This is a genomic window from Micromonospora sp. NPDC007271, from assembly GCF_040634005.1.
Taxonomy (GTDB): domain Bacteria; phylum Actinomycetota; class Actinomycetes; order Mycobacteriales; family Micromonosporaceae; genus Micromonospora.
This window is the reverse complement of sequence record NZ_JBEYER010000152.1, coordinates 1-11,527: the sequence shown is the minus strand read 5'-3', so window position 1 is coordinate 11,527 and position 11,527 is coordinate 1. Positions and strand designations below refer to the sequence as shown.

General features: G+C 72.4%; 10 protein-coding genes. 8 read left to right on the top strand and 2 right to left on the bottom strand.

Annotated elements, in window-relative coordinates:
* Window positions 1-90 precede the first annotated feature (90 nt).
* Both ABZ570_RS32100 and ABZ570_RS32095 read right to left on the bottom strand, forming a co-directional pair.
* The gene (locus ABZ570_RS32100) at window positions 91-1,509 is read right to left on the bottom strand and encodes a non-reducing end alpha-L-arabinofuranosidase family hydrolase (protein WP_358071631.1); all 1,419 of its coding nucleotides are present in this window, start codon (window positions 1,507-1,509) and stop codon (window positions 91-93) included.
* A gap of 451 nt (window positions 1,510-1,960) precedes the next feature.
* Complete coding sequence (locus tag ABZ570_RS32095; RefSeq protein WP_358071634.1) at window positions 1,961-2,770, bottom strand: SAM-dependent methyltransferase; 810 nt, start codon at window positions 2,768-2,770, stop codon at window positions 1,961-1,963.
* A 435-nt stretch (window positions 2,771-3,205) separates the two neighbouring features.
* On the opposite strand from ABZ570_RS32095, the gene ABZ570_RS32090 reads away from it, so the two are divergent.
* The 8 genes from ABZ570_RS32090 to ABZ570_RS32055 are packed head-to-tail and all read left to right on the top strand — an operon-like array spanning window position 3,206 to window position 11,294.
* Entirely contained in the window at window positions 3,206-3,529 is a 324-nt protein-coding gene (locus tag ABZ570_RS32090) for an NADH-quinone oxidoreductase subunit A (RefSeq protein WP_358071629.1), read from the top strand.
* Window positions 3,520-4,680 (top strand): hypothetical protein, encoded by a 1,161-nt coding sequence (locus tag ABZ570_RS32085; RefSeq protein WP_358071627.1) that lies wholly within the window; start codon window positions 3,520-3,522, stop codon window positions 4,678-4,680. Before ABZ570_RS32090 ends, ABZ570_RS32085 begins: the two co-directional genes overlap by 10 nt.
* Entirely contained in the window at window positions 4,673-5,611 is a 939-nt protein-coding gene (locus tag ABZ570_RS32080) for a complex I subunit 1 family protein (RefSeq protein WP_358071625.1), read from the top strand. Before ABZ570_RS32085 ends, ABZ570_RS32080 begins: the two co-directional genes overlap by 8 nt.
* A 1-nt stretch (window position 5,612) precedes the next feature.
* Window positions 5,613-6,176 carry an NADH-quinone oxidoreductase subunit J gene (locus ABZ570_RS32075; RefSeq protein ID WP_358071623.1) on the top strand — a complete coding sequence of 188 codons (564 nt, stop codon included), beginning with the start codon at window positions 5,613-5,615 and terminating at the stop codon, window positions 6,174-6,176.
* A complete protein-coding gene (locus tag ABZ570_RS32070; protein WP_358071621.1) occupies window positions 6,173-6,475 on the top strand; it encodes an NADH-quinone oxidoreductase subunit K in 303 nt (100 codons plus the stop codon). Before ABZ570_RS32075 ends, ABZ570_RS32070 begins: the two co-directional genes overlap by 4 nt.
* Window positions 6,472-8,361 (top strand): proton-conducting transporter membrane subunit, encoded by a 1,890-nt coding sequence (locus ABZ570_RS32065; protein ID WP_358071619.1) that lies wholly within the window; start codon window positions 6,472-6,474, stop codon window positions 8,359-8,361. Before ABZ570_RS32070 ends, ABZ570_RS32065 begins: the two co-directional genes overlap by 4 nt.
* A gap of 2 nt (window positions 8,362-8,363) precedes the next feature.
* A complete protein-coding gene (locus tag ABZ570_RS32060; protein WP_358071633.1) occupies window positions 8,364-9,854 on the top strand; it encodes an NADH-quinone oxidoreductase subunit M in 1,491 nt (496 codons plus the stop codon).
* Window positions 9,855-9,869: 15 nt separating this feature from the next.
* Window positions 9,870-11,294 (top strand): proton-conducting transporter membrane subunit, encoded by a 1,425-nt coding sequence (locus ABZ570_RS32055; protein ID WP_358071617.1) that lies wholly within the window; start codon window positions 9,870-9,872, stop codon window positions 11,292-11,294.
* Window positions 11,295-11,527 lie beyond the last annotated feature (233 nt).

The following is an 11,527-nucleotide window of genomic DNA, read 5'->3' as shown; positions in this document are numbered from 1 at the left end:
GGGTCCGGGTCGGTGCCACCGCAGGCCAGCAACCGGAGGAAGTGCGACTTGCCGGCGGGGCCGGACCGGCCAGCCCCCGGCGCGCTTCGTTCAGCAGGTGGAGTTGGCCTGGGTCAGCAGACCGAGGCGCCAGGGCAGGCCGTTGTAGTCGCCACCGGCGTCGGGGTCCAGGCCCTGGTACAGGTAGCGCAGGTTGCACGGGCTGATCGTCAGGGTCTGGTCGTAGCCGCTGCGGATCATCTCGCCGTGGCTGATGTCGCGGGTCCAGGCGGTGCCGCTGAACGTGACGTTGTTGGCCCGGGCGAAGGGATTGCTCTCGCTGTCGGCCAACGGTTGCCAGGGCCCGGTGACGGCCGGCGCGGCCCACGAGCGGAAGTAGCGGCGCCCGTCGGTGCCGATCGCCTCGACGAGCAGCAGGTACTGGTTGCCCACCCGATAGACGTTGGACGCCTCGAACAGCCGGTTACGGTTGCTGTCCTGCATCGCGATCACGGTGTTGGTCATCCCGTTCGGGAACTGCGCCAGCGTCGTCTGCGACCGGTAGAGGTGGCCGTTGTCGTCGGAGGAGAACAGGTAGCAGTTGCTGCTGTCGCAGATCACCCACATGTCGACCCAGTAGCCGTTGCCGATGTTCTGCCGGATGATGTCGGGCATGCCGCTGTAGAAGTTCTTCGGCGCGCTCCACCCGGCGGGATTGCTGATGTCCGGGTTGGTGGAGTAGGACGCGTTGCCGGTCTGATAGACCAGGTACCACAGTCGCTGCGGAGCGAAGTAGAACACCTGCGGCGCGGCGCGATATCCGGTGCCGATCGGGGACTGGTCGAGGTAGTAGAAGGCCGCCGAGCCAGCCTGGGACCAGTCGGTGAAGCTGGTGTAGACGAGGTTGTAGCCGGACGACTGCGCGGTGCTGGCGAAGACGTGGTACTTGCCGTTGTGGTACACGACCGACGGGTCCTTGATCCCGGCGATGCCACGGCCGTCCGACTTCGGGCCGATCAGCGGGCCGCTGGAGGTCCACCGGAAGGTGCTCGGCAGGCTGCCGCCCGGGGGTGGGGTGGTCGGCGGCGGCGTCGTGGTCGGCGGCGGGGTGCCTGCGCCGCCGGTGCAGGTGATCCCGTTGAGCGCGAAGCTCGTCGGCGCGGGGTTGCTGCCGCTCCAGGAGCCGTTGAAGCCGAACGACACGCTGGCGTTGGTGCCGATGGACGCGTTGTAGTCGACGTTCATGGCTCTGACCTGCGCGCCGTTCTGTGTGACGGTGGCGTTCCAGAACTGGGTGACGGTCTGACCCGCAGCGAAGGACCAGGCGAGGGTCCAGCCGTTGACCGGATCCCCCAGGTTGGTGACGGTGATGTTCGCGCCGAAGCCACCCTGCCACTGTGCGGACACCGTGTAGGTGACCGAGCAGCCGGCAACGGCGGCTCGCGCGGGCATGGTCACGACTCCGGCGGCGGTGACCAGTCCTGCCGTGGCCGCGAGCAGCACGGCCCTGCCTTTCCATGTGGGGCGCATCGAGGTCCTTCCGTGATGGTCGGGGTGCGCCGGCACGCGGCGGAGCGGGCGTCGTCGGCGGAGCGGTGCGGTCCGTGCCGGACCGCACCGGGACACGACTGGGCTCCGGCGGGCTGACGACGGCGGTGAAGGAATGGGCAGCACGAGACAGGCCGGACCCGGACGCGCGGGGAAGGCGGGACGCCCGACCGGTACGGCTCGGCCGGGTCACCGAACGTCGGCCGGGATCAGACCCGGCACCCTTCGAACAACCGGTGACCACGAACGGAAGCGTGCCCTCGACTCCTCGCGTAAAATAGCACGCTATCGATATATTGCTCAAGGCGGCACCCTGGCATGATCGGGGGCCGAGGGTGGCGTGTCACGGTTCACCCGCGTGGGTGGTCCAGGGTCGCTACGCCGACCCTGCCGTCCCGGTGCCGAACGAGCGGGGCAGTGCGTGCACGACCAATCAGGGCTTGCGGGCGACTCCGGCCCAGTAGTAGGCGGCGTGCGGGTCGCTCGGCGCGTTGTCGGGCTGCCAGGCCATCACCGGCACGATCCCGGGCTCGATCAGTTCCCAACCGTCGAAGAGGCGCGCCACCTCGGCCCGGCTCCTGGGCACGAGCGTCATGCCACCCTTCGCGGCCGACGAGACCGCGGCCGCCATCGCCTCCGGGTCGAAGTCTCCGGTGGGGTGGGTGATGGCCACGTAGCTGCCCGAGGGCAGGGCGTCCATCAGTACCCGGACCTTGCCCCACGGGTCGTCGGTATCGGCGAGCAGCATCAGGATCGCGATCAAGGTCAGGGCGACCGGCTGGTCGAGGTCGAGTGTGCCGGTCAGTGCCGGGTCCTGGAGGATCTTCTCCGGCTCACGCAGGTCGGCGTGGATGTACTCGCTGCGCCCCTGCTCGGTGCTGATCATCAGGGCGCGCGCGTGGACCAGCACGATCGGGTCGTTGTCGACGTAGACCACCCGGGTTTCGGGGGCGATCTGCTGGGCGACCTCGTGCAGGTTCGGCCGCGTCGGGATGCCGGTGCCGATGTCGAGGAACTGGCGCACACCTGCCTGCCCGACGAGGTAGCGCGCCACGCGGTGCACGAAGTGGCGGTTCTCGGCGGCCATGGCCCGGATCGTGGGGATCGCCGTCGCCAGCGCCTCCGCCACTGCCCGGTCGGCGGCGAAGTTGTCCTTACCGCCCAGCCAGTAGTCGTAGATCCTGGCCGAGTGCGGCACGCTGGCATCGATCTCCGCAGATGCCGGCTGGTGCTGATCCGCCACCGTCTCGTCACCTCGCCGCACGAGCACCTCCTACTGAGGACGACCCCGGGTTGGTCTGCGCCCGGCTCAGCCAGGCGTCGATCGGCATCATACCGTCGCTTGACATCCTCCCCACGCCTGGAAGGCGGGGTATTCCCGTGGCTGCGGGGTGTTCATGCCGCGTGCCTTGCGGGTGGCTGCGCTATCTACTGTCGTGCAAAGTGGACGCGCTAACCCCACGGCTGAAGCCGGGGGTCTGCGCGCTACGGATTCCGATCAAACCGTCGGCGGCCGTGTCGTCGCGGGAGTCGGCGCCGTTGGAGCCAGCAGCGGCGGTGCTCGTCGTAGCCCACCCGCGGGCGACCGACTGCGGGCAGGCGCCCCGAGCCGCGACCGCGGGAAGCAGGCCGGGAAGCACGCGCGGACGGGAGCGGAATGTACGCGGGGGCAGCGAGCATGGCGCTGGTGGCCGCGTTCGTCGTCGCCGGCCTGTACCTGGCTCACCGCGCGCTGGCGACCGCCTCCCCGCCGCTGGAGAGCCTGCCTTTCCAGTCCGGATGGCGGCCCGCGGAGCACGCGCTGTCGCGCTTCCACGTCCGGTGGTACCTGGCGACGCTGATCTTCCTCGCCTTCGACGTGGAGATGCTGTTCATGTATCCGTGGTCGGTGGTCGTCGGCCGGCTGGGGGGCACGGCGATCGTGGAGATGTTCGTCTTCCTCGGCGGGGTCTTCGTGGCCGTGGGGTGGGCCTGGCGGGAAGGCGCACTGCGGTGGGTCTGACCGACGCGCTGGCCCGGGCCGCCGTCCGGCACGCGCACGTGCTGGCGGCGGAGGTGCCCGGGCACTGGATGACCCGCGTCGCGGTCGAGCGGCAGGTCCTCGTTCGGGGCTGGCGGCTCGCCCGGTCGCCGGGAGACGCCGACATCCTGGCGGTGTGTGGCCCGCCCGGACCGGATCTGCGGCGACCGCTGGCACAGTTGTGGGAGCAACTGCCCGGTCCACGAACCCGCGTCGAGGTCGACTCTCCGCGCGCGGTCCTCGTCGCCCTCGACGCGGCGGCGGCGAACCTGCGGGACACCGCAGCGCAGCGGGTCGACAGCCGTGACCGGTCCGCGGACGGCCAGCGGCCGAACGGCGGGCACACCCGCGATGGTGATGCGGCACATGGCCATCAGGGCGGCACGGGGCACGAGGGCACGGGGCACGAGGGCACGGGGCACGCCGGCATGGGGCACGGCATGGCCGTGGCTCCCGCCGGCATCCCGCTCGCCGCCGGTGGTCAGGACCGGGACGGCCTCGCCATGGACGTCCTGCATCTGCGGCTCGGCCCGGTCCTGGCGTACTGGCCGGGCGGTCTCGTGCTGCGCTGCGCGCTGCAGGGCGACGTGATCGTCGACGCGGAGATCACGCTGGTCGGCGCCGACGAGTCGACCACGACGGCGGCAGAGCCGGACGGCGGCGACGCCCTCCGGCGGTTCGCCGCCCGACGCTGCGACAACGTCGCCAGCCTGCTGGGACTCGCCGGTTGGGACGACGCCGCCGCCCGCGCACGCCGGATCCGCGACGCCCTGCTGTTCACCGCCGGCCTTGACCGGCCGGCGGGGGAGCTCGACCGGCTCCGTCGCATCGTGGACCGGTCGTGGTTGCTGCGCTGGTCGCTGCGCCGGATCGGCCCGCTGGCCGCGCCCGAGCTCGCCCACCACGGCCTACCGGCAAGCCTGGGCGGCGACGTCCGCGACCGGCTGCTCGCCATGCTCGACCGCGCCGCCGGGTGCCTCGCCGACCGGCGTCCCCCGAATCGACCGCGCGGGGCACCCGTCGAGGCGATCCCGGACCTGGTACGCGGGTGGGACGTCGCCACCGCCCGGCTCATCGTCGCCAGTCTCGACCTCGACCCGTTCGCGGCGAACGCGGAGGTGAACCTTGGCTGACCCCACGGTCACCGTGGTCCCCGCCGGCTGGGCGGTGGCTGCCGCCGGGCTCCTCGGACTGCTGGCGGTCGCCGCCGCCGCGCTCGACGGGTTCCTGACGGCCCGGGCGACCGGAGCCGGTCCGGCCGGGCTGAGCCGGCCGTTCGGGGAGGTGACCCGGCTGATGCGGCAGCGGCGGCGGGTCACGGTCGCGGCGGACCGGCTGTTGTGGCGGATCGGCGGGGCCGGGCTGCTGGTGATGGCGTTGCTGATCACCACGGTGGTGCCATTGGGTGACTGGGCCCTGGTCGACCTCGACGTCGGGGTGGTCTGGGTCAACGCCCTGGACGTGCTGGCGTGGGCGTTCGTGTGGCTGACCGGTTGGGGCGCCAACTCGGCGCACTCCCTGGTCGGCGGTTACCGCTTCCTCGCCCACGGGCTGGCGTACGAGCTGCCGCTGATGTTCGCGCTGGTGGCACCCGCGGTCGGCGCGTCGACTCTGAACGTCGGGACGGTCGCCGCCGCCCAACGGGACCTGTGGTTCGTGGTCTGGATGCCGGTGGCCTTCGTCGTCTTCTGCACCGGGGTCCTGGCGATCGCGGTGTGGGGGCCGTTCTCCCCGGCCGTCGGGGCCGACGTGGCGGGCGGCGTGACCGCCGAGCTGTCGGGGGTCGACCGTCTGCTGTTCCTGGGCGGCCGGTACGCGCTGCTCGCCGCCGGGTCGGCGTTCGCGGTGCCGATGTTCCTCGGCGGTGGCGCCGGCCCAGTGCTGCCCGGCTGGGCCTGGGTGCTGGTCAAGGCGTCCGCCCTGCTGGGCGTGTTCGTGTGGCTACGCCGCCGCCTGCCCGCGGTCCGGCCGGACTCGTTCCTGGAGGCCGGGTGGCTGGTGCTGCTTCCCGCGGTGCTGGTGCAGGACCTGGTCGTCGCGCTCGTGGCGACGGGAGGGGGTTGAGGTGGTCACCCACGTCGTGTTCTGGGCCCTGGCGGTCGTCGCCGTGCTCGCCGGCGCCGCCGTGTTCATCGTCGACTCGATGGCCCGGGCCAGCTACTCCCTCGCCCTGTCGTTCGTCGCCGTCGGCCTGCAGGTGCTGCTGATGCAGCAGCACTACGTCGGTGTGGTGACGATCCTGATGATGGTCATGGAGATGGCCGTCATGGCCGTCTACATGGTCATGTTCATGGGCATGAACCCGGCGCTGATGCCGATGAGCATGGTGCACGACAACCGCGCCGCTCTGGCCGTGTCGGGCGGGGTGTTCGTGCTCCTCGCCGCCGGGATCCTGCTCGTGCCCTGGCCCGCTCGGCGTGGCAGCCCGCCCACGGACGTCACGGCCGCGCTGGGGGAGGAGCTGATGGGCCCGAAGATGCTGGTCATGTCGGCTGTTGGCGTGGTCATGGCGGTCACCGTCGTTGCCGGCGTCGTGCTGGCCGCCCACCGGACCCGCTACGACCGGTTCGGCGACGACCTGCGCCGCCGCCGGGCCGACGACCCGCAGCCGGGCGGTGTCGGCCGATGATCCTGCAGACGGTGCTGCTGGTGGCGGCGGCGCTGTTCAGCGTCGGCCTGTACGGGGCGCTCTCCCAGCAGGTGGTGGTCATGGTGATGATGGGACTGGAGCTGATGCTCAACGGCCTCATCCTGGCCGGCGCCGCCTTCTGGTGGTACCTCGCCCCGGTCCCGTCCGGGCAGGTGCTGCTGCTGGTCGTCATCGCCGCGATGACCGTGGAGATGACGGTCGGCTTCGCCGTGGCCACCCACCTGCACCGGGTGCGCCGCACCGACCTGACCGACCAGGCCGCGGACCTGTCCGGATGAGCCACCTCGCGCAGGCGGCCCTGTGGTCACTGGTGGTCGGTCCGGCGGCGGTGGGCGTCGGGCTGGCCATGATCCGGCGCGCGGAGCCGATCGCCGTACCGCTCTCGCTCACGGTCGCCGCGGCCTCCGTGGCCGCGTCGGTCGCGGTCGCGGTGGCCCGGCCGAGCGTGTCGGTGCCGTTCCTGGCCGGTGTCGACTTCGCGCTTACCGTCGACGGCCTCGCCGCGCTGCTCACGCCCATGCTCGCCGTGGTGACCCTGGTGGTGCTGGCCGCCGCGGCCGGGGAGATCCGGCGGTCCCGGGCCCGCTTCCACGGCCTGATGCTGCTGTTCGCCGCCTCCGCCACGCTCACCGTCGTCGCGGCTACGCTGCCCACCCTGCTGTTCGCGTGGGAGATCATGGGCGCCGCCTCGTACGCGCTGATCGGGTTCTGGTGGCGTGCCGAGGACCGGGTGTCGGCCGGCCTGACGGCTTTCCTCACCACCCGGTCGGCCGACCTGGGCCTGTACGTCGCCGCGGGAGCCGCGCTGGCCGGTGGCGCGGGTCTGGCCCTGGCCGATCTGGCGCACGGCAGCCCGGGATGGCGGCACGTCATCGCCGCCGGGATCCTCGTCGCCGCGCTCGGCAAAGCCGCGCAACTGCCGTTCTCGTTCTGGCTGTCCCGGGCGATGGCCGGCCCGAGCCCGGTCAGCGCGCTCCTGCACTCGGCGGCGATGGTGGCCCTGGGCGGCTACCTGCTGCTGCGGGTGCGGCCCCTGCTCGCCGCGACCGGCTGGGCCGCTCCGCTGGCCATGTGGGCGGGGGCCCTGACGGCTCTGCTGCTCGGCGCGGTGGCGGTCGCCCAGCGGGACGTCAAGCAGCTGCTGGCCGCCTCCACCTCCGCCCAGCTCGGGTTCGTGGTGCTGGCCGCCGGCGCCGACGCGGTGGCCGGCGGTGCCGCCCAGCTGATCGCGCACGCGGTCACCAAGGCGCTGCTGTTCCTGGCGGTCGGCGGGTGGCTGGCCGCGCTCGGCACCGCACGGCTCGCCGGGCTGACCGGAGTCGCCGTCCGGTGGCGGTCGGTCGGCTGGTCCGCCACCGTCGGGGCGCTGGCGCTCGCCGGGATCCCGCCGCTGTCACTGTGGGCGACCAAGGACGTCGTCCTGGCACGGGTCCTCGAAGAGTCGCCGTGGTTGTACGCGGTCGGTCTGGCGGCGTCGGCGTTGTCGGCCGCGTACGCCGGCAAGCTGCTCGTGGTCATCTGGTCGCGGGCGCCCGCCGGTCGGCGCGGCGCTGGCGGCACCTACCGCCGCGAGGGCGACACCGCTGGCGGCACGTACCGCCGCGAGGGCGACAGTCCCGGGATCAGCGGCCCCCGACAGGCGCCGCTGGTGCTCCTCGCGGTGTGCGCCGCCACCGCGGGTCTGCTGGTGCTTCCGCCGGTCGGTGCCGTGGTCGCCCGGGCCGTCGGGCAGTCCGGCGGGTTCCACGTCCCCTGGGCCGAGCTGGCGATCTCGGCGGTGATCGCCCTGGCCGTCGTCCTGCTGGTCACCCGCCGCCCGCCGCCGGAGCCGCGGTGGGCACTGCGCTGGCTCGGGTTGGAGGCTGCCGCGCGGGTGCTGTTCGTCCGGCCCGCCCTCCGCTGCGCCGACGCCCTGGCCCGCTTCGACGACCGGGTGCTCGACCGTGGCGTCGGGCTCGTCTCGGCCGGGTCGCTGCGCCTGGCCCGATTGGCCGGCCTGGTCGACGACCGCTGGGTCGACGCCGCCGTGGAACGGTTCGCCGCCGGGACCCGCCGGCTGGGACGGCTTGCCCGCCGGCCGCAGACCGGGCGACTGCACCAGTACTACCTGCAGGCCGTGATCGTGCTCGTCGTCGTGGTCGTCGTTCTCGTCGGGTGGGGATGAGCTTGCTCAGCCTGGTCGTCTTCCTGCCGCTGGTCGCCGCCGCGGCGTTGGCTGCCGTGCCGCGTCTCGGCGACGCACCGGCGCGCTGGACCTGGGTCGCCGTGGCGGCCGTCGACCTCGGGCTGATCGCCGTGCTGTGGCTGCGCTACGACACGCCGCCGCCCGGGCAGTTGGCCTTCGCCGAGCAGGCGGCCTGGATTCCCGGCGTGCACAGCAGCTACCACGTCGGGGTGGACGGGCTGTCGCTGCCCCTGGTGGCGATGACCGGAGTGATCTATCTGGCCTGCGCCGTGTACGCGCTGCGCGAACAGCACCGTCCCCGTGGCCAGGCGGCGCTGTTCCTGTTCCTGCAGAGCGTCAACCTCGGCCTCTTCGTCGCCGCCGACCTGATCCTCTTCTTCGTCTTCTTCGACCTGTCCATCGTCGGCATGTACTTCGTCATCGCCGGCTGGGGCCACGGCGATCGAGGACGTTCCGCGCTGAAGTTCTTTCTCTACACCTTCCTCGGCTCCCTGGCGCTGCTGGTCGGCTTCATCGGCCTGTACGTCGCCGCCGACCCGCACACCTTCGACATGACGCAACTGGCCGCCGCGCCGCCGCTGCAGGGCCGACCCCTCGCCGGGGGACTGGTGCTCGCGGCGATCCTGCTCGGCCTGGTGGTCAAGACACCGGCCGTGCCGTTCCACACCTGGCTGCCGCCCGCGCACACCGACGCTCCCGCCGTCGGCTCGGCGGTCCTCGCGGGGGTGCTGCTGAAGATGGGCGCCTACGGCTTCGTCCGGGTCGCGATGCCGATGCTGCCGCAGGCCTGGCGGACCTGGGCCGGGGTGGTGACCGTCATCGGCGTCGTGTCGGTGATCTACGGGGCGCTCGTGGCGCTGGCCCAGACCAACGTCAAGCGCATGATCGCCTACACGTCGGTCAACCACATGGGTTACGTCATCCTCGCCGCCGGTGTCGCCGGCCTGGTCGCCGCCGACACCGCGCCGGCCCGCGGCGTGGCGGTTGCCGGCGCGGTCACCCAGATGGTCAGCCACGGCCTGATCACCGGTGCCCTGTTCCTGCTCGCCGGCGTCCTCAACGACCGCGCCCGCACGTACGACATGCACGACTTCGGCGGCCTCGCCGCGCCCGCGCCGGCCTTCGCGGCGCTGTTCGCCGTGGGGGCCTTCGCCTCCCTCGGACTGCCCGCCTTCTCCGGCTTCATCGCCGAGTTCCAGATCTTCACCGGCAGCATCGCCGCCGCACCCGTCACCGCCGTCGTGGTACTCGGCATCGTGGTCACGGCGGCGCTGTTCCTCCGCGCGCTGCAACGCGTCCTCACCGGCGAGACCGTCGGCAGGTCGCTCGGCTTCACCGACCTGCGGGCCCGCGAACTGTGGTCGGTGGGCCCGCTGCTGCTGCTCTCCCTGCTGATCGGGGTCGTGCCGCGCCCGCTGCTCGACGTCATCGAACCCGCCGCACACGCGGTCGTCGGCCAGCTCGGGCGGTGACCCGTGGAGACGCGGATGCGCCCGCTGTTGCTGCTCCCCGAGCTGCTGCTGGCCGCCGGAGCGCTCACCGCCCTGATCGGCGGCTCCTTCCTGCCACGCCAGCGGCAGTGGCCCGTTCGGATCTTCACCGTTGTGGTGCTCGTCGCCACGATCGTCGCCACGATCGTCGCGGCGGCGTTGCCGCTGCGGGCGCCGGCGACGACCGCCTTTGCCGACTCGTACGCCATCGACACCGCCACCGGGGTCGCCCGCATCCTTGCGGCGTCGGGCACCCTGCTCGTCCTGGCCGTCGCCGCCGACGAGATCGCCGGCAGCGCGCGGGAGAGCGAGACGTACGCGCTGCTGCTCTTCGCCACCACCGGCGCCGTGCTGCTCGCCGGCGCGAACGACCTGCTCGTCCTCGCCGTCGGGTTCCTGTTGACCAGCATCCCGCTCTACGCGCTGATCGGTCTCGCGCGCACTCCCGGAAGCGCCGAGGCGACCATGAAGGCGTACCTGGCGGGTGTCTTGTTCGGCGTCCTCCTGCTGCTCGGGGTGACCGTCCTGTCCGGGCTCACCGGCGGCACCACCTACGTCGAACTCACCGACCGGCTCGCCGGGGCGCCGCGGGCGGCGGTGACGGTCGCGGCCGTTGCCGTGATCTCCGGACTGATGTTCAAGGCCGGCGGGGTGCCCGGCCACTTCTGGGTGCCCGACGCGGCCGAGGCAGCCAACGCCACGGCGGCGACCTTCCTCACCACGGTCCCCAAGATCGGCGCACTGGTGGCGATCTACCGCCTCGCCAGCGTCCTTCCCGCGTCGTCGTCATGGCCGGCGCTGGTCGCGGCACTCGCGGTGGCGAGCATGACGTTGGGCAACCTCGCGGCCTACTGGCAGCCCGACCCCCGGCGGCTGCTCGGGTGGTCGACCGTCAGCCAGGTCGGTTTCCTGCTCGTACCGGTCGTGGCGGCCGGCCGCAGCGGCCTCGCCCTACCCTCGTTGCTCGGCTACCTCACCGGCTACACGGTGACCAACATCGCGGCGTTCGCCGTCAGTGCCGCCCTGCCGCGGCGCCGGAACCTCGCCGACTGGCGCGGTCTGGGCACCGGGCGGCCGTGGCTGGCCGCGGCCCTTCTGGTGGCGTTGCTCGGTCTTGTCGGCACGCCGCCGACCGCCGTGTTCGTCGGCAAACTCACCACCGCGACGGCCGCGTGGGACGCCGGCTACGCCTGGCTGGCGGTCGTCGTGTTCGTCAATACGGTGATCAGCCTGTTCTACTACCTGCGGTGGATCGCTGCGGCCTTTCGCGGTCATCGGCAGGCGCCGCCGGGGATCGGGGAGGTGGCGCCGCCGAACGAAGGGCGGCCCTGGTCGGCGCGACTTGCCGTGGTGGCGGCCGCGCTCAGCCTCGTGGTGGGTCTCGCGTCAGGTCTGGTGTGGAGTGTCGTGGCCCGGCCGTAGCCACCGGCGGCGCGGCGGCCGGATCGGGACCGGTGCGGGCCCTGGTCCGGCCAGAAACGGTCGCCGTGCTGCCGGCTGGGAGCGTGTCCATATTGGCCGGTGTACCGGGGCCGCGACAGCCGTAGGAGCTGCCGGGGGAAACTTCCGCCACTCGTCTGATGATCGACTTGTCGGCCGGGCCGTAGCGTCGATGCCATTCACCTCGCACCGGTGCGACTACTGAACGTATTCGC